The organism is Streptomyces sp. a15 (genome assembly GCF_059026085.1).
In genome coordinates this window covers 44,295-62,545 of the sequence record NZ_JBWLKM010000034.1, presented here as the reverse complement: position 1 = coordinate 62,545, position 18,251 = coordinate 44,295, and the positions used below count along the sequence as shown (strand labels likewise).

Here is an 18,251-nt window from a genome sequence, read left to right as displayed (position 1 = left end):
CATTCGTCCTGGTGGGGGCTCAACTCGGGGCCGCCAGAGGATAGTTGTACCGGGGATGCCCGGACGTGATCGGAGGGCTCGGATCGCCGGCGTCCAGGTCGATGTCGAACGACCTCGCGGTGACGTCACCGCTGCAGCCGACGTCATTGAGGCCCATGGTGCATGCGTTCCAGGCCCGCGGGAGCCGGTGGTGACCACACGGACGTGCAGGGCTTCGAGCACCACGGTGTCCTGCCGGCGCCCTGGGCCGTGAGGGCGACGAGCCGTCTGCCGGCTGATACACCGCCGAGTGTGCGCAGACCCAGCCCGGGGCATCCTGCTTGGCGGGCGGTGGCGGCACCTTCGTGGGCGGGCGATCGCCCAGGTACTACTGGTTGCACGGGTCGACGGGAAGGAACCACCGCCCTGGGGGTTTCACATGGAGCGGGTGACGAGGATCGAACTCGCGTTCTCGGCTTGGGAAGCGATGGCGCTTGGGTGGTCTCTATGGCCTTGAACTGCGCAGATGTCGTGCAAGTGCGGCGCCGCAAGGCCCGTCTCGCGCCCCTGTTGACCGTGGTTGCCCGCCCTTACGGGCACGGATTGGGCACGGCTTCGGCCCAGGCGGTTCGGCAGCTCTGCCTCGCCCTTGGCGAGATGCACTGGGCGCAAGCCTGGCAAGACGTGTGCGGCCGCCGTTGCATGCGCAACCAGGTGGCGCAGTCTCCGGAAACCGGTGTCGTGCCGACCAGCGCTCGGACTGACGGGCTCAGCCGAGGAGACGTCACCGGTCGAGTTCCTCGTACTCCGTCTCGGGCACGCCGATGTCCGAGAAGATGTCCCATGCCTGCTGCCTCAACAGTTCAGCGGCGGCGCTGTCGGTTTTCCGGTGGGCGCGGGCGAGTGCCATGAGGGTGCGGGCCTCGCCGAGTCGGTGGCCGGTCTCGCGGTGTACGGCGAGGGACTCCTGGCCGAGCTCGACGGCTGTGCCGTGGGCTTCCTCGGCCTCCGCCGTCTCGCACAGGGCTGTCAGGGCCTGGCCCTCCACCACGCGGAACGAGTGATCGCGGGCCAGGGCCAGTGCCTGTTCGGCGTGGGCGCGGGCTTCGTCGTACCGGCCCGTTTCCTTGTAGGTGAGGGAGAGACATAGGAGGCTGTCCGCCTCGGCTCGTCGGAATCGCGCCTCGCGGGCCAGGGCGAGAGCCTGCTCACCGGCCTGAAGAGCCCGGTCCAGCTGTGCCAGTCGTCGGTGGGCTGCTGCGACCGTGTTGAGGATGCCGGACTGAACCCAGTGTCGTTTCCAGTCCTCGACCAGCGAGAACGCTCGCTCTGCCTGCTTCAGCCCTTCGTTGTGGCGGCCGAGTTCGACATTGATCTTCGCGATGGCGTCGAGCATCATCGCGTGCCCGTCGCGGTAACCGGCCCGCTTGTCGGAGGCCACCTCCGGGCCGAGGAGGTCGAGTCCGTCGTTGAGACGGCCGAGTTCCCAGTACACCCCGCCCAGGATCTGCAGGGCCGAGTCCGCGTCCCACCAGCTCAGCTCTGCCTCAAGGCCGACGGCACGTTCGAGGTGGTCGGCGGCCTCGTGCAGCCGGCCCAGATCCCGGCAGGCCACACCGAGGCCGACCATCCCGATTCCTTCGAAGTAGCGATGCCCGGTCTCACGGAAGATGCGCAGGCCGGCGGTGAGATCGTCGTGCGCACTGTCGAGGCGCGCCATGCTCCACTGCGCGATGCCTCTGAGGCCGAGACCCGTCGCTTCGCCCGTCGCCCAACCGAGCTCGCGGCTGATGTCCAGTGCGACTTTGGCGTGTTCCATCGCCTGTCGGACATGCCCTCGATCCCACCGCGCCGCTGCGAGGCTGGAGTGCATCGCTGCCTGGCCGAACAGGTCACTCTCGGTCTCGGCCGCGTCCAGTGCCGTCTGCGCGGTGGTCTGCCAGGTCTTCCGTGGCAGATGGATCCAGAAGTGGTTGAACAGTGCGGAGTTCAGGTACCAGGCGACGGGGCGGGGGCCGTGGTGGGCGGCATGGTTGATGACGGCGAGCAGATTCGCCCGTTCCGCATCCAGCCATGGTCCGGGCGCGGTGGCCGACGGCAGGCCCGGGTGTCTGCCGGGACGGAGGCTGCTGGGCAGCTCCGGAAAGAGCCCGGTCCCCGCGGTGGTTCGGGTGGCGTTCAGGTACCAGATCAGGAGCCGTTCGAGGGCGGCTTCACGGTCCGGCGCCGCCTCCTCCGCCAGCGCACACTCCTGCGCGTACTCGCGGAGGAGATCGTGGAACCGGTAACGCCCCACCGCCGCGGGTTCGATCAGGTGGGCCGAGGCCAGCGCACCGATCAGACGCCGGGCCTGCGGCAGTGGCGTGTCCAGGAGAGCCGCTGCGGCCTCGGTGGTGAACTCCGTTCCCGGGAACAGGCCGAGCAGGCGGAACAGCCGGCGTGCGCCGGGTGCCAGGACCCGGTACGACACCGAAAAGGCCGTACGTAAAGGGGAGTTGGCGTCGCCGTCCGGCTCCAGTGCCTCCAGCCTCTTGCCCTCGGTCATCTCGGCGACGAGGTCGGCCGTCCGCAGGGCCGGATCGCCGGCGAGCCTGGCGGCGGCCACGCGCAGGGCCAGGGGGAGGCTGCCGCAGAGCCTGATCAGCTCGTCGACCGCGTGTCTGTCGTCGTCGACCCGGTCCGTGCCGAGGGTCCGTCTCAGCAGTGCGCGGGCCTCGGCCGGCTGGAGGAGGTCCAGGGGCAGGGCGTGGGCGCCGTCGTGGGCGACGAGGTCGCCGAGCCGGTTGCGGCTGGTGACGAGGACGCAGCAGGTCGGGCCGGACGGCAGCAGCGGACGTACCTGCTCGGCCGAGGCCGCGTTGTCCAGGAGGACGAGCATGCGCCGGTCGGCCAGCAGGGTCCGGAACACACGGCCCTGGGCCTCGTGGTGCGGGGGGATCTCCGACGCCGCGAGCCCCAGGCTGCGCAGCAGCAGTTCAAGGGCCTCGCCGGGGTCGAGGGGCTGCCGGTCGTGGTCGAAGCCGTGCAGGTTGACGTAGAGCTGGCCGTCCGGGAAGCGGTCGCGGACCTGGTGTGCCCAGTGCACGGCCAGCGCGGTCTTGCCGATGCCGGCGGCGCCGCCGATGGCGGAGATGACCACGGTGTTCGCCGTCCCGTGCGCCCGCGCGGGCGCGAGCAGCGAGTGGAGTCGGTCGAGTTCGCCGGTGCGGCCCGCGAAACCCGGAGTGTCGTGCGGGAGTTCGGCGGGCACGGCGCTCTCGCGCGGTGTGGAGAGCGTCGACGGGGGTGGACGCAGGAGAAAGACGTCGTCCTGATGCAGTACCGCTTCGTGCACCCGGCGCAGTTCCTCACCGGGATCGGTTCCGAGCTCGTCCCGCAGTCGTACGCGCAGGTCCTCGTAGGTTGTGAGCGCTTCCGCCGGACGTCCGCGGCCGTACAGGGCCCGCATGCGCAAGGCCGTCAGCGACTCGTCGTAGCGGTCAGCCGCCGAAGACGCCGACAGCCCGCTCAGGTCGTCGAGGGCATCGCCGAACCGGCCCAGCAGGACCAGGCACTTGAGCCGCTCCAGCCGGAACGTCCGTCGGCGCTCCTCCAGCCGCTGCCGCTCGTTCCGCGCGAATGGTCCCGGCAGCCCGGCCAAGGGCTCGCCCCGGAACAGCCCGACGGCTGCGGTGAGTTGGGCCGCGGCCGTGGCCAGTTCGCCCGACGCGACGGTGCGCAGCGCCTCGTCGCCCCGTTCGTCCAGATCCGCCGTATCGAGCCTGACCTCCTCGACGACGAAGCGGTACCAGCCCTTGCCGCTGCGGATCACCGACTCCGCGGGCGGGGTGCCTTTCGGATCGAGCACCCTGCGCAGCGAGTTGACGTGCGTGGGCAGCACCTTGTGGCCGCCTGCGGGAGGCTCCTCGCCCCACACCGCGTCGAGCAGCCGCTCATGACTCACCACGGCCCCGTGGCGCAGCAGCAGAGCGGCCAGCACGGCCTGCCGTTTGACCGGCCCCAGCTCCAGCGGCGCCCCGCCCCGCCATGCCCGTAACGGTCCGAGCACCTCGAACCGCAGTAGCTGAGGAGATCCGTCGTCCACCCCGAAGCCTCCGCTCCCCTAAGTCATCAGAATTTCATCAGAATTGCAGCACCCCCAGCCATCGTGATGGACACGACACCGCACAACCCGCACAACCGAAGGGCGTCCGCGTGACCGAAGTGGAGTTGGTGGCCATCGCGTTGGCCACGGGGGTGGCGGCCGGACTCACCGACACCTCACGAGGAGTCGTCCACGACCTCCACGCCGTGCTGAGGGAGGCGGTCCGCCGACGGTTGTCCGGTGGCGGCGACGGCGTGCGGGGCGGATACGGCGTGCGAGTGCTGTACGCGTACGAGACGGACCCCGATGTGTGGCGGACCCGGCTGCTCCAGGTCTTGGCCTCCGGGCTGGAGATGGACGAGGAGATCCTCGGAGCGGCCCGCGCAGTGCTCCGCGCGGACCGCCGGTCAGGGCACGTCATCGTGGACGTGGTCGGCTCATGACGGGGGTGCCGAGTGGGCCGAAGGCCGGGAGTGCTCTCCTCCGACACTTCGAGCGCGCGCGTGAGTGGGGCGCCGTCGAGGACGCCGAGCGCCTGCATCGGGCGGAGAAGAACAACCGGTGATCTACCTGCTCGACACGTCCGGCCTGGTCCGGCTGCTCCGCGATCCAAAACTGCAATCGGCCTGGTACGACGCGATCGACGCCGGGGCCATCGCATCCTGCTACGTGCAGCGCGCCGAGTTCCTCTCCAGCGCCCGGAACCGTCGTGAGTATGACCAGATCGCGGAAATGTTCACCGACCTCTACCCCGACGCCTCGGTTCCGAAGAACGCAGGCCGCTGGATCAGCGCGGTGCAGCACCGTATGGCCCAGGCCGGAGAGCATCGCAGTGCCTCGGCGGCGGACCCCGTCATCGCCGCTACTGCCGCCCACCACGGCCTGGCTGTCCTCCACGACGATGCCGACTACCGCGCTGTTGCCCGGCACGCATCCGGCCTGACCGAGCACAATGTCCGCGACGTGGCCTGAGGTGCGTTGTCGCCCGACAGGTTGTGGATGGGGAGGTTCTACGAACACGTGGCCTTTGTTCCGTGGCCGGCTGACCAGCGGCGTGACATCACCAGCGGCCTTGATTGCCGTTGAGCCTCGGATCAGTTTTGGTGACATGTGAGATGAGAGGGCGCTGATCGCTTGTTGCCCTGTGGCGCTCAGCAGGCTGGAGGCGATAGACGAGGCACTCTCAGGATTGGGTTCCATGCGAACCAGTCGAGAACTTCGGCGCCCAGTTCCCAGGGGGCGTTCAGCAGCGCCTTTTCTGTCGTCTCCAGGTCTGAGGCGACCGCGTCCGGCGCCGGGCCGATGCGCTGCATCAGATCGCCGCGCTTACGGAAGAACTCCTCGTCCTCGCCGCGCAGGCGACCCATCGCCGCCTTGACGCAGACAGGCCATCTCGGCATGCCGAAGTGGTCGTCATGTGTCCCGAGTTGAGGGGCGGCCACGAAGACGAGGAAGTCGTCGCGGGACAGCTGTTCCTCAAAGTGCAACAGTGTGTCGACGCGTCTTTTGACGTGCTTCTTGATCTCTCCAAGGAACCCCCAGCCGAAGTCCGTCAATGTCCCGTCGCACCCCGGCCAGATCGCCTCGCGGTCCAGGATCACGTCCTCGAGCTCCAGAAGTCGGAAGGATTCGCTGCTTCCCAAGGCGTCGAAGGCTTGTCGGGTCAGCCACGTGTTGCGGGCGAACATTGCACCGTCGTGCAGGTTTTTGCGCCGCTTGCTCGGCGGAGAGGCGTGCGCCTCCTCGATCGGGCCGTTGCGCCACACGAAAAGCACGATCCCGTGGGCGGCTGCCCAGCGAAGCCCCTCCGGAGACTGGAAGACGCCCATCTCCTCGAGCCTCTGCCGCCCCACGCCAGTCTTTCCCGCAGCTCTTCGTCCGTCACGACGCCATATCCGTCACCCTCTGGGTCAGCCACACTTGCCGGCTGACGACACCCGTCCGACGGTATGCGGTGCGGCGCACCCGCGAAGGGTGTTTTGGAGGGCTCACATGAAGCCGATGCGCAGTGAGGTCAGTTACTGAAGATCGTCTCGCGTTTGTGTCCAATTGCCGCGTCTGAGGCGTACGAAAACGCCATCAAGGGAAGAGCCCTTCGTGCGCCTGGCGGGCTGGAAACGGCCGGAGAACCCTCGACAAAGCACAAGCCCCAGGCCACTGACCTGGGGCTTCAAAAGAGCGGGTGACGAGAATCGAACTCGCGCTCTCAGCTTGGGAAGCTGCGATCATTTGCGGCTGGTTCGGGCGCTGACGTGGGCGAACGGACGAGCCGTACCCTCGTTGGCCCAGCCTGCTTTCACCGTGATTCCCCGCTGTTCCCCGCTCGATCTGGTGCGCTTGTGGTGCGGTCGTGGTCTGCGTCCCACGCTCCGCACCCTTCTGACCGTAGCTCTATGTGGATCGGTCAGCGGCGGGCGTAGACGTCATGAGGGGGTTGTGAGAGCCGGTGCAGGACCCTGCCGGTTGCTGGGGTTGCTGTACTTCGCTGCTGTACTGCAATGGCTCCGGGGGCCTTGGGCACTCCACGGCGCTGGTGCGCAGTCAGGCACTCGCCTCGGACGCCTTCTGCAGCGTCCGAGTCAACATCAGGGCAGCGGCCACTGCCCCCATGGCCCCGGCGGACAGGAAGCCCCGAGAGGAACGCCACGACAGCACCGACCACTGCGACTGTGCGGACAACAGGGACCCCGTGCTCAGCACTGATGCGGCTGAGATCCGCGACAGGACGGAACCGATCGAGCCGATCGACAGGGCGCTCCCGACCGAGCCGACGGACAGGGCCGAGCCGACCGACCCGATGGACAACACCGACCCCACCGAGCCGATCGACAGCACCGAATCCTGCGACCACAGGGACAACATGGAGCCCGAGGAGTTGTGACGCGTCGACAGTACGGACAGCGTAGTCATGAGGCCATCTTGCTCATAGATCTCATGGATTAGCGCCCGTTTGGGCCGACTGGGCGGGGCGGTCGCTGGGGTATTTCCGGCTGATCAGCACGTAGCTGCTGAGGTCAGCTCTGCTACTGCAGGGCAGCAAGGCCTCTCTGTAGATCGTCGAGGTTCATGATCGGCTCAAAGGTGACCTCCGCGCCCATCTCCTGGAAGAACGGATCGGCGATGGAGGGCAGCTGCGAGCTGTCCTGCATGTCGAATACGAGAAACATGGTGCGCCCGCCCTCTGGGGTGAAGTAGGCGGCCTCGGGCTGCAGCTGCTCGATGGCTGACTTCAGTGACTTGGGCATCGCTCCGCCCTTCGTCACCTGATTCGACATCTGGGTGTCCATGCGGGCCTTCATCATCATCCGCATCGCGTGCTCTCCTCGCGCACCGCGACCTGCGCGGTTCCGTCCGCGCTCGCTGGGATCCGGTGCATCCCGCTCACCTTCCCCTCAGTCGATCGCCGTACGCAACATCTCCTACGCTCTACGTGACACCAGGGAGGGGTGGCGTTGCCCCGCACAGTGCAAGGTCGGTGGAGTCTTAATGGGCGAGTCAAGGGTCGCTCGGGCTGTCAGGCGTCGTGGTCGGCGGCCTCTTCGAGCAGGTCCATGGCGCGGTTGTGGAAGCGGCGTTCGGCGTCGCGCCTCGGGGCGTTGAAGAAGGCTCGTTGAGCTTCGGCAAGATCGCAGTGCAGCAGGCCCATGGTCACGAACACTGCTTCCACTCCGTGACACCCGTTGTCCTTGAGGAACTGCTGGAGTGCGTACGTGTCGCCGGTTGCCTCCCAGACGGGCCGGGCGGTTTCCTGCATGGCAGCGATGCGCGCTGATCGTTCTGCGTCGAAGCCCACTGGGGTCCGCCTCTCTGGTTTGGCCCGCAGGCTATCGCCAGGTAGGCGGGGTGCGCTGGCCCGTTTAGGCGGCTTGGGCGACGGGTGGATGGAGGGTGAAAGGCCTGTCGTCACGCATGAGCGCCCACAGGACATCGGCACGTCGGCGGGCGAGGGCGATGACGGCCTGGACGTGCTTGCAGCCTTCGCTTCGCTTCTTGAGGTAGTAGGTGCGGATCTGGCGCGCTTCTGGCACGTGGCGTGCAGTCACTGCGCACAACAACAAGGCCCAGGTCACTGACCTGGGCCTTCGGCATGGAGCGGGTGACGAGAATCGAACTCGCGCTCTCAGCTTGGGAAGCGACGGCGCTTGCGTGGCCTCGTGGTCTCTGACCTGCGTAGATTCGATTTGCTGCGGAAGGCGCTGGGGCCTGCTGGTACCGCTGTTGACCGTGGTTGTCCGCTCTGAAGGGCACGCTATGGGCACGACGCTTCGAGGGGGGCGATTGTCGCCTTGAGTTGCCTGCTCGGAATTTGGGTCTCGGCAACGCGCAACGCGTCTGAATGCAGCCGTTGCGGTCGCACATGGCCACCTAGTTGCGGGCTTGGGGTGGAAAGTCGGCGAGCAGTCTGGTGCCCGAGGCGGCTGAGGTCAGAGGGTAGTCCGATGGAGGGGATCACTCTGGGGTACGGCGCCGTAGATGCGGGGGGGGGTGCCTCTATGTCCTTCGTCAAGCTCGAGCTGGTCATGTGACGGCTGCTTCGGGGAGGCGCGGTTCGTAGAAGGTGCCGTCGCGGAGCATGGCGAACAGGACGCTGATGCGGTGGCGGGCGAGGCGGAGGAGGGCTTGTGTGTGGGTCTTTCCGCGGGCTCGGCATTTGTCGTAGTAAGTGCGGGAGGCGGGGTCGTGCAGGGCGGCGAACGCGGACAGGAACATCGCCCGTTTGAGCTGCCGGTTTCCGCCTCTGGGGGCGTGTTCGCCGTGGATCGAGGTCCCCGACGACCTTGTTGTCGGGGCGAGGCCGGCGTAGGAGGCGAGGTGGGCGGCGGTGGGGAAGCTGGTGCCGTCGCCGACGGTGACCAGCAGTACTGCGGCGGTCCTGACCGCGACCCCGGGCATCGAGGTCAGGACCTTGGAAAGAGGGTGGTCCTCCAGCAGGGCTTTGATCTGGGCTTCCAGGGCCCGGCGCTGTTCGTGGACGGCGGCGAGGGAGCGTACCAGGGACGGGATCACGACGTCGAGGGTGCCGGTTCCCGGGACCACGACAGTCTGCTCGTCGAGCGCGTCGAAGACGGCGTCGATCAGCCGGGCGGCCATGCGGGGGGCCTTGGGCCGGATCACCTCAACGAGTCTGCGGCGTCCGGCTTTGCGCAGGGCGGACGGGGATCCGTAGCGTTCCAGCAGCCAGGTCACGGCGCTGTGGTCCAGGCGGGGGCCGAGCACGCGTTCCAGCGAGGGGTGGAACTGGGTGAGCAGGCCGCGTATCCGATTCGAGGTGCGGGTGGCCTCGGCCGCCAGGTCCTGGTCGAAGCCCACCAGCACGGTCAGCTCGGCGGTGATCTCGTCGGTCAGCTGAAGCGAGCGCAGGGTGTGCGGCATCGTCCGGGCGGCGTCCGCGATCACCGCGGCGTCCTTCGCGTCGGTCTTCGCCTCGCCCGGGTAGAGATCGGCGATCCGGCGCATGGCCAGGCCCGGCAGATAGGCGACCTTGCAGCCCGCGTCCCGGGCAACGGTGAGCGGGAAGGCTCCGATCGAGGCGGGCTGGTCCACGATCACCAGCACGGTGCCGAACTTCGCCGCGAGCTTGTCGAACACGGTCCGCAACTTGGGCTCACTGTTGGGCAGCTGCTTGTCGAAAACCTTCTTGCCGGCCGGAGTCAGCCCGTGCCCGTGATGGGCGCTCTTGCCAACGTCCAGACCGAGGAAGACGCCCACGTCGTCGATGTCGTACAACCCGTCCTCCCGAACAGGACTCTTGCGGTGCTGGCCAAGGCGATGGCGCCGTACTCGCGCATCCACGTTATGCAGACCTGCCGCCCGCGAGATGCCGGGCATTGCGCTCGGCTGGGCGGTAGTCGGACCTCTCATCAGCGTCTTCAACGGCGCCTTCCGAGCCCGGTGACACCACCCCCCAGGTCATCCGCTCGACAGGGGGACACAGTCATGCCGGGCCCGGAGGCCAGCGGTCCTCTTGCAGGACCGCGAAGAACATAACGGGGGGGGGGAGGCTCGCTCGCTGAGGGATCCCTGAAGGGTTGGCGCAAGCAACAGCTCCATGGCAATGGGATACAACACTCAGTCGCACATCTTGACCGGTGCCATGCTCACGACGGACGTCCAGGGCAATGAGACTTTGCCGCTCGTCTCAGAGCTGATCTCCACGTGTTGCCGGTCAGCAAGGACCAACTCGCCGCACACCACACCCGTGCTCGTTCTCACTGCGACCGGCTGCGTGCCGGAAGCCCGCGTCGTCACCCATGCGACGACAAGTGCCCCGACTACGAGGATCACCCCCAAGACGCAGCACAGGTAGGCCCAGGCGAGTGCCCGTGTCACCCGTGCTGCTTCCTGCTCGGTCCAGCGGCGCAGGGCCTGCCCGCCCAGGAGGATCTCACGTTCCGGTGCCCCGTGCGCCGCCCGTGCAGCCAGGAGCGAGCCCGTGGCCAATAGCACAAAGGCGGTGACCAGCAGTCCGGTGGCGGCTGCGCGGGCTGCGTCAGGTAGGTCGGCGAGGTTGTCGCGGCCCTTCAGCAGCACGAGGACGGCGAGCAAGGCTGTCAGTCCTGTGAGGCCGGTGCGCCATCCTTCTGCTTGTCTGCGCAGTTCGGGAAGCCTTGTGAACTCCAGTTCACGGGCGAGCTCGGCCCAGCGGCGGTCGGAACGGGTACTCATCGCCGGATCCGCCAGCTCGCGCCGCACCCGACGAACGACGTGTCCGGAGGGCACTGAGGATGGGCGTGACCGCACTCGCACAAGTGCACCTCTGCCAGCAACGGTTCCGGTCCTCCCTCCGCTCTCCGTGTGGTCCCCCTCCCGAAGAGCGGTCTCAGGCCGCCCTTCGACCCAGTTCCCGGCCGGGCCCACGGGAACAGCGTCCTGGTCTCGCCATGACAGCGTGGACATGCCCCCGCGACGATCATTCCCCGTCCGTCCGGAGCGGGTTGCTGAGTGAACTGGGAGGCATTGATCTCACCGACATCCTCATCGGCGTACGGCATGGTGTGATCGTGCTGGTGGGTCTGTGTCATGGCTTTTCCTCCGTCTCGTCGGGTTCCTCGCCCAGCTCGATGGCGCGCTCGAACCGGAGCCCGAACAGTCCCGCGTATATCTCCAGGCGCCGGTGCACCCACTCGGGAGTCTCACTCACCGCCCGGGCGCAGTGCTCGATCCGGTCCTGCCCGACCGGACCGGTCAGCGCGGGAAGTTTCCCGTCGAGGCCCTCAGAGAGGATCGCCACATCCTGCCAACCAGGCACGACGTCGGGTACGTCTGTGATTGACGGCGGTGTCCCCTCCAGGGCGAGGTACGGCGTGATGCGCCTCTGCCAGGTGTGCCGTACCGACTCGCCGAGACGGCCGGCGACGCTGACCAGATCGAGAGGCAGCAGCGGGGACCCGGGCGCGGAGAGGCGGTACGCCGGATCGACTGCCACGGCGTCGTGGGCAGTGGGCACTTCGTCCGGCAGAGCGGCCTCCGCCTCGGCGGACACCTCCGGGACGAGCGCGCCGATGACCCGCAGAGGGGCCAGGGCCCGGTACGTCGCACGCGCGCTGAGGTTGCGGTTCCGGGCATAGGCCACGAGCTGCTGCGCAGTGAGCGGGACCCAGCGAGGGGTCTCGAACCAAACGTAGTCCACATCCTCGTGCATCCCGTCGGCGATCAGCGCCGATGTCTCTTCCCACGTTGGGACGAACGTCCCTAGCTCCCTGGGCGGGCGCGGGGCCACGAGGTCGGCGCTCAGCCCCAGGTGCTGGGCTTCCCGGTGCGCGGTGTCCCACAGGACCGACAACTGCTGCCTGAGCCGCTGGCTACCGGTGAACAGCACGGCCGAGGTCGCCGGCACGGGGTAGTCGGCGCCGTCCCAGCTGGGGTCCTCCCCGGAGAAGGCGTATCTGCTGGGCGTGGGCAGTTCGTCCCAGGCGCACAGGAGCCTCGCCGCGTCCGGGAGAGCCACTCCGGCCTCTCTCAACTCATCTGCAGACCAGGACAGTTCTTCCCAAGACGTCTCGTGCGAGCGGACGAACGCGAGATCCCTGAGCGAGACGCCGTCCTCCAGACGGATATCCGTTTCGTGCAGCCACCGTACGAGGTTACCCGTGTCGGACGAGGGGACCACGTCCCGTCCCGACGAGCGCTTGGTGTAGCGCCGGCGGTGGAGAACGCCGAGGGCTTCCGTCTCGCGGGCGAGGATGCGTTCGGCCTCCCATACAGAGATCTCGTACTCCGCGGCCAGTTCGATGGTGGCGGCCCAGGACAGCACGGGGCGGCCGTCGGCACCGTGCCTGATGTAGCGGCGCAGAACGGGAAGAACCTCGGCCGACACAGCGTCCCACCGGGCGGACAGGACCGGATCGGGCACGGGGCGGCCCAGCCAGGCGAACTCGGCCATACGCCGGTGTACTTCGCCCACGTCGAGGTCTGCCGAGGCGGCCACCACCGGTACGTCCCAGGGGTGTATGGCAGGCCGCCAGTGGTGCTTGTCCTCCTGAAGGTAGAGAAGCTTCAGCTCGGCGTCTGTGCAGACATGGTCGCGGTGGTGGTCCGGGACGGCGCGCAGCGGCTTGCCGACGAACGGCGCGTACCGGGAGCATGCCTCGGCCAGCTTGCCCAGCGGCTCGCGGAATGTGGCGGAGGCGCGGGCGATGCCGGAGAGATCCTTGGGAGGGTGCCGGAAGTAGATCTCATCGGTGGTCCGTTTCTTGCGCGGCAGGGGGCGTCCCCAGACGCTGATGGTGAGGCGGTCGCCCAGTCGATCGGGTTTGCTGCCCAGGAGCCCTTGCATGATGGACCAGTCGGTGAAGCCCGGTTGCCAGTCCAGGTCGCCGTCACCGAGGATGGCCGGCCCCGCCAGCTGCGGATGGGCGATGCGCATGCCCCGCGTTGCGTGGAGTACCTCCGCCACCGTTGTCTCTTGCTCGTGGGCCATCAGGACTGCCGTACGCCAGTCGCTGTCGACCTTTCCCGCGACGGCCGACCATCCCGCCTGCGGCACGGGGTGGCCTGAGAGGGACAAGGGCATCGCTTCTTGTCGGCTCCGGAACCCGGGACGGAGGGCGGCCAGCCGCCAGGGGCGGATCATCCTGGAGAGCTGCTCCTCCTCGCGCCGCCCGGGCTGGCTGTCCAAGGAGGCGTCCAGCCTGAAGCAGCCGACCTCGTCGAGGTTCACCTGCCGGCCGAGGCTGTCCGATGCGAGGGCCCCGTGTCCCCGCAGGGCCTCCCACAGAATGCGGGCGATCGAGGGCTCGCGCGACTCCATGCTCCACAGCCACGCCAGGCTCAATCCCTCTCCGGTGGAGAGCACTTGGGCGCCCTGCTGGAACTGCTCCTGGGCCCACGGGACGTCGTATCGATCAAGTTTCTTGCGATTGACACTGAGTTCACCCGCGTGTGCGCCCGACAGATTGAGCACGTACCCGAACGTCCGCTTGTCCGTGGCGATTCCATCGCACACGATCGCCCCGTCGCCCGAGACCCACCACAACGTGCCTGGCACCGCTTCGACGGCGAACCGGGTGGAGAACGCGCCTGGCTCCTCGCCGGACTTGAGAAGCCCGGGCAGCCAGGTTTCCTCGGTGCCGTCCTGGTCGCGCACCTCCAGCCGGAACTCGCTGAGCAGGACCAGAGAGCGCAGCACCGACACGGCGGAGTTCCCGGGCAGGGCGCCCGCGCGGCGCAGGTGCAGGCGGACGCGTGTGCCGCCGTCGGGCAACGCCGTGCCGCCGCGCTCGTCGTCCTCCCGGACCCGGAAGAGACTGCCGCTGACCGGGATCTCGACGCGCAACGCCTTCTCGGCCGGGCGACCGTCCGGGCCGACCGGTCGGGTCACGATCGTCATCTCGTCTGCGAGCATGAAGTAGCTGAAGACGCCTATGCCAAAACGGCTGTTGGGGTAGAGCCGCAGCGAACTGTCGTGGCGCAGCCACACGGCCTGCTCCCGGCGGAAGGAGTGCGACTGGTCGAAGCGGCGGCCGGCCCGGGTGAAGGTGCTCTTCAGCTGGTCGACGGTCATACCGACCCCGTTGTCCACACACTCGACGTACGGTCCGCGGCTGTCTTCGCCCACCTCGATCCGGATCCGGCCCGCCCACTCCGTTGGTTCACGGCCTAGATCCCGCAGGTATCTGACGCGCATCTCCCGGTAGCGGCAGGCGTCCATGGCGTTCTGGTACAGCTCCCGCAGGGCAAGTTCGGGCTCGCCGTCGTACAGCTTCTCGCCCATCAGCAGGCGACGGATCTCGGTCTGTGCCAGCGAGAAACGTGCGAGCGGTACGTCGTACGCGTCCGTGCTGTGCTCACGGTCCGGCCGGAGCCGGTGGTCGGACAGCCGCGCGGGGAGTCCCCGGAGCAGTGCGGCTTCGTCCTGCGGGAGGTGGCGGGCCGTCTCCCGCAGGACATACCCGAGGTCGTCGGCGTCCTCGACGACGGAGGCGAGTGCCGCGTGGATCGCCGGATGCGGGCAGACCGCGTCCAGATGCAGGTACGAGGGGGTGCTCCCATCCTGCTCGAGGTCCCAGAGGGCATCCCGGAGCACCGTGATCACCTCGCGAGGGACCACCGGATCGGAGACGGAGAGATGCTCCGCGAGGACTTCCGGCAGACACCGGGTGTCGAAGGCGAGCAACCCCGCGAGCCGCAGCAGCGCCGCAAGGGGCCGTACGCGCAGGCGCCACGGTGTTCTGCGTACGACGTGACGGTCCGGCGGCAGCCGCTGGTCGTCCTGCGGAGCACCGAGGACGAGGCCCGCGGCGATCGCGCGCAGCGCGGTGGACAGTGCCCCCGCCCGGCTGCCGAGCCGTTCGCCCGCCGTCGGCGGTGCCATGTCGAGGAGCCGGGCAACGAAGCCGTCGGCCAGCACCGCGGGCACGGCTTCCTCCTCGGTCGCGAACCGCTCCTCGATCCAGCGGTGAACCAGCCACAGCGTGACGGCGTGCCGGTCGTCCTCGGGGTCCAACAGCCACAGGTACGCGTCCGAGAGCTTCTCGGTGATCTGGGGGTAGTGCTCGGTGATCTGCTCGTAGTGCCGCCGTTGGTCGTCGGCCTTGGCCCTGCGCCGCACAAGTTGCGGATGGAACTCGGCGGCCTGGCTCAGCCGCTCGGCCCAGGCAGTCTCGTGCAACAGGACGCCGGCGATCAGCGCGGTGACCTCCAGGGCGGACAGTTCAGCGTCCTTGGGCAGGAGCAGCGGGAGGCGGTCGGCCAGCAGCCGTACCAGATACTCGTCGTCGGCCCACGGGTCGGGCAGCCGTTCCTGAGCCCGGTGGACGTGGCGGGCGGCCTGGGTGGCCAGGGTGGATAGACAGTCCTGTAGATGGGCCACGGTTTCTGTGTCGCAGTCCGGTACCCGTTCCCAAAGGGCAGGTGTGCGCACGGCGTCTTGCCAGGCTTGCAGCAGTCGTCTGCCCTTGGCGACCTGCAAGGACCTGGTCTTCTCCGCCAGGTCGTTCCCGTAGTGGATCAGGACCGCCTGGGGCCTGGCCAGCGCCCGTACCGCGAGCGCCTGGGTCTCACGTCTGGTCGCCTCGTACACCTGCTCCACTGTCGTGGCCTCGGTCAGCGGGTCGAAGGCCCGGGCGAGCGACGACGTGAAGAAGCTGCCGGTCTCCGCGAAGCCACTGAGTTCACCGGGGCCGCAGCTTGTCATCATGGCGAAGCCACTGTGTGGCGGACCTTTGACGACGTTGCTGCCGAAGGCAGGCGTCTGCTCGTCCTCTGCCCAGCGGCAGGCGTCGATCAACCACAGCACGGTGTCGGCCGAGCAGTTGGCCAGATACGGGCTGATGTCGGCTTGCAGGAGCGACTCCCGTATGTGGGGTTGCTCCCACCCGGCCGCGTTGTCGCCGTTATCGGCAGGGGCTCGGGCGTCAGAAGGCACCAAGTAGTCGGTCGTGCCGATCCGGACACCGTGCCCGGTGAAGTAGAGGAGCAATGTGCTGCCGGGCGGGGCGCTTGCGGAGAGGTCGGAAAGGCGCTCGGTGATCTCGTTCCGGGTGGGATTCAGCAGGGTCTCCACCGCGTAGCCGCTGCCCTGCAGGGAGTCGCCCAGGACTCGCAGATCCGCGTCGACCGTCGCTGCCAAGGAGGGAAGAAAGTGTTCCGCCCCTGGATTTTTACCCACGCCGATGAGCAGGGCTATGCGTCTGTGATCTTCCATTCGGCCCCCGTTCCCCTCCAATCCGCTCATGTTTTCACCTGGCGTGGCCTTGGCGGGGGCGGATCGGTCAAGTATCGGTGGGTGGGCCAGGCACGATGGCGCTCCCAAGGCCGCAGTGGCACGCGCTGGCAAGTCTGTGAGAACGCCGCGATGATCTGCCAACACTGAGACCTTGGCATCGCAAGGGTGCCGCCGGGCTGGACGGCATGGGGCGGGCTGAGCATGGGACCACGAGGAAAACCGTGAGGGAGCCGTAGTGGTGCGTTGTGGTGCTTTCCCCGACCAGCGGTCCAGACAAAAAGAACCCCGGGTCTCTGACCTGAGGGTTTCGCATGGAGCGGGTGACGAGAATCGAACTCGCGCTCTCAGCTTGGGAAGCGACGGCGCTTGCCTAACCCGATAGCTTCTGACCTGGGCGTATGTGCTCTGGCGCCACAACCGAAAGCGCAGGATCGCACCCCTGTTGTCCGTGATCGACCGGTCTTAAGGGCACGCTATGGGCACGGGCCACGAAGCTCGATGGAGGCAGCGCGCGTGCACCAACGGCCCTGCGTCCGGCTGGGGCTCGGCCGGACGTCAAGCCCGGGGCTCCTTCGCGTGTGCACAGACCTTGCGTTCCTCGTTGTCCCGACCTGAGCCGAACCCGCCCACGCACACTCGATCCCATGCGAAGGAGGGTGCAGAGGCTATTGGCTCAGTCGAGGCGGGTGCCGATATCCGTACCAGCGGCGGCTGGCTGGGCGACCCCTTCGTGCCGTCCCTCGCTACAGCAATGAGCACGGTCTTCTGTCGCGCCAGGGGTCCCGGTGGCCGCCGGCGTGTGCCTCGCCCGTGCCGTTCCCGCCGCTGAATGGGTGGGATGGCGAGCCGGGAACCGCCTGTCCCTCCCTACACGTCTCGCCCTATGGTGTCGGAGACCAAAGTATCGATGGGGAGGACGTCGTAGCCGGTAATGGGGCGTCCCTGGCGGCACATATCGCCGAGAGACGGGACGGGACGGGGGATCCGCGTGCTCTGGTGGGCGAGTTGCGCAGGGCGCCGCTGCTCGTGCCTCTCGACATGGGCGGCCTGTGGACGGCGCACCTCGGCGGTGTCCGCTGGATCTGCGCCTTCACCGACGAGAATTCGCTCGCCCGGTTTCTGAGTCGGCACGGCCCCGGCGACCGGGAGTGGGAGTACGCCGAACTGCTCGGAGCCAGGCTGCTCGACGAGATCGTGCCGGCGATGGCGGAGCCGGCCGGTATCGCGGTCGACGTCGCCGACGAGGACGGGGCGATGCTTTTCCCGCCGGTCGTGGGAATCGTGCCCGAAGCCGTCGCGGTGGACGCCGAGTTCGAAGGGGCGGGCACGCAGCCCGCGTACAAGGGGAATCCCCACGCTGAGGGAGGGGCGCACTGATGGGCGACGGCGCCAAGGACCTGCACATCGACGATTACAGCGTCCGCCGTCTCACCCAGGGGTTGCGGGACGCCATCGGGGAACTCAAGGACGTCGGCTCCGCCACGGGCGCCGTCCTCGGCAAGGGTTTCTCCGACTTGGCGATGACCGGCATGGAGGCCGGCCACCACGGTCTGTCCATCGACTTCGAGGACTACTGCGAGCGGTGGGAGTGGGGCGTTCGGGCGCTCATTCAGGACGCCAACGCCATAGCCGCGAAGCTCGGGCTGGCGGCCGGTGTGCTGTGGGAGGAGGACCAGTACGTCGGGACCTCTCTGAAGGTCGGCGTGAACGCCCTGGCCGGCGGCAATCCGCACGCCTCCGAGGAAGAGATCGCAGAGCAGGGCTGGGGCGAGGTGTTCACCCCTGACGCGCTCGACCCGGACTACAGCCCAGAGTCCTTCCAACGGGCCCGTGACGACATGGAGCAGACGTGGAAGGACACCGGGCGCTCCCTGGTGACCGAGGGACGCGGTGGTCAGCAGGCCCGGATGCTCAACGACCTGCTGGGTGTCGACCAGAACGACTTCGACCAGGCAGTGGACGACACCTTCGGGCCCTCGCCCGAGGAACGCGCAGCGCAGCAGCAGCGCGACGGGGGGTAAC

12 protein-coding genes and 1 pseudogene are annotated in these 18,251 nt (G+C 68.1%); 4 read left to right on the top strand and 9 right to left on the bottom strand.

Annotation, left to right across the window (positions count from 1 at the left end; genetic code table 11):
• Positions 1 to 763: 763 nt before the first annotated feature.
• Positions 764 to 4,063 (bottom strand): AfsR/SARP family transcriptional regulator, encoded by a 3,300-nt coding sequence (locus AC5P09_RS29375; protein WP_493876766.1) that lies wholly within the window; start codon positions 4,061 to 4,063, stop codon positions 764 to 766.
• Between the two features lie 110 nt (positions 4,064 to 4,173).
• Between AC5P09_RS29375 and AC5P09_RS29370 the strand changes: the two genes are divergently transcribed.
• Together AC5P09_RS29370 and AC5P09_RS29365 are read left to right on the top strand one after the other, a co-directional pair.
• A complete protein-coding gene (locus AC5P09_RS29370; RefSeq protein WP_493876765.1) occupies positions 4,174 to 4,506 on the top strand; it encodes a hypothetical protein in 333 nt (110 codons plus the stop codon).
• A gap of 118 nt (positions 4,507 to 4,624) precedes the next feature.
• The gene (locus AC5P09_RS29365; RefSeq protein ID WP_493876764.1) at positions 4,625 to 5,035 is read left to right on the top strand and encodes a PIN domain-containing protein; all 411 of its coding nucleotides are present in this window, start codon (positions 4,625 to 4,627) and stop codon (positions 5,033 to 5,035) included.
• A gap of 179 nt (positions 5,036 to 5,214) precedes the next feature.
• On the opposite strand, the gene AC5P09_RS29360 is transcribed toward AC5P09_RS29365, so the two are convergent.
• The 8 genes and pseudogenes from AC5P09_RS29360 to AC5P09_RS29325 form a co-directional block, all read right to left on the bottom strand.
• Complete coding sequence (locus AC5P09_RS29360; protein ID WP_493876763.1) at positions 5,215 to 5,892, bottom strand: hypothetical protein; 678 nt, start codon at positions 5,890 to 5,892, stop codon at positions 5,215 to 5,217.
• A 712-nt stretch (positions 5,893 to 6,604) separates the two neighbouring features.
• Positions 6,605 to 6,973, bottom strand: coding sequence for a hypothetical protein (locus AC5P09_RS29355; protein ID WP_493876762.1), 369 nt, complete (start codon positions 6,971 to 6,973; stop codon positions 6,605 to 6,607).
• 113 nt (positions 6,974 to 7,086) lie between these two features.
• On the bottom strand, positions 7,087 to 7,374 hold the full coding sequence (locus tag AC5P09_RS29350; RefSeq protein ID WP_493876761.1) for a DUF3303 family protein: 288 nt from the start codon (positions 7,372 to 7,374) through the stop codon (positions 7,087 to 7,089).
• A 203-nt stretch (positions 7,375 to 7,577) separates the two neighbouring features.
• Positions 7,578 to 7,817 carry a hypothetical protein gene (locus AC5P09_RS29345; protein WP_493876760.1) on the bottom strand — a complete coding sequence of 80 codons (240 nt, stop codon included), beginning with the start codon at positions 7,815 to 7,817 and terminating at the stop codon, positions 7,578 to 7,580.
• A gap of 103 nt (positions 7,818 to 7,920) precedes the next feature.
• Positions 7,921 to 8,070, bottom strand: a pseudogene (locus AC5P09_RS29340) (IS110 family transposase); the annotation flags it as partial.
• Positions 8,071 to 8,581: 511 nt separating this feature from the next.
• Positions 8,582 to 9,790, bottom strand: coding sequence for an IS110 family RNA-guided transposase (locus AC5P09_RS29335; RefSeq protein ID WP_493876759.1), 1,209 nt, complete (start codon positions 9,788 to 9,790; stop codon positions 8,582 to 8,584).
• A gap of 342 nt (positions 9,791 to 10,132) precedes the next feature.
• Positions 10,133 to 10,756 (bottom strand): hypothetical protein, encoded by a 624-nt coding sequence (locus tag AC5P09_RS29330; protein WP_493876758.1) that lies wholly within the window; start codon positions 10,754 to 10,756, stop codon positions 10,133 to 10,135.
• Positions 10,757 to 11,081: 325 nt separating this feature from the next.
• A complete protein-coding gene (locus AC5P09_RS29325) occupies positions 11,082 to 16,208 on the bottom strand; it encodes an HD domain-containing protein (RefSeq protein WP_493876757.1) in 5,127 nt (1,708 codons plus the stop codon).
• A 924-nt stretch (positions 16,209 to 17,132) separates the two neighbouring features.
• On the opposite strand from AC5P09_RS29325, the gene AC5P09_RS29320 reads away from it, so the two are divergent.
• Entirely contained in the window at positions 17,133 to 17,606 is a 474-nt protein-coding gene (locus AC5P09_RS29320; protein ID WP_493876795.1) for a hypothetical protein, read from the top strand.
• On the top strand, positions 17,603 to 18,250 hold the full coding sequence (locus AC5P09_RS29315) for a hypothetical protein (RefSeq protein WP_493876794.1): 648 nt from the start codon (positions 17,603 to 17,605) through the stop codon (positions 18,248 to 18,250). The genes AC5P09_RS29320 and AC5P09_RS29315 overlap by 4 nt, the downstream gene beginning before the upstream one ends.
• Position 18,251 lies beyond the last annotated feature (1 nt).

Coding starts and splice junctions, on each gene's coding strand:
- AC5P09_RS29345 (WP_493876760.1), bottom strand. CDS start 7,817: ATGCAGGAAACCGCCCGGCCCGTCTGGGAGGCAACCGGCGACACGTAC.
- AC5P09_RS29360 (WP_493876763.1), bottom strand. CDS start 5,892: ATGGGCGTCTTCCAGTCTCCGGAGGGGCTTCGCTGGGCAGCCGCCCAC.
- AC5P09_RS29355 (WP_493876762.1), bottom strand. CDS start 6,973: ATGACTACGCTGTCCGTACTGTCGACGCGTCACAACTCCTCGGGCTCC.
- AC5P09_RS29350 (WP_493876761.1), bottom strand. CDS start 7,374: ATGCGGATGATGATGAAGGCCCGCATGGACACCCAGATGTCGAATCAG.
- AC5P09_RS29325 (WP_493876757.1), bottom strand. CDS start 16,208: ATGGAAGATCACAGACGCATAGCCCTGCTCATCGGCGTGGGTAAAAAT.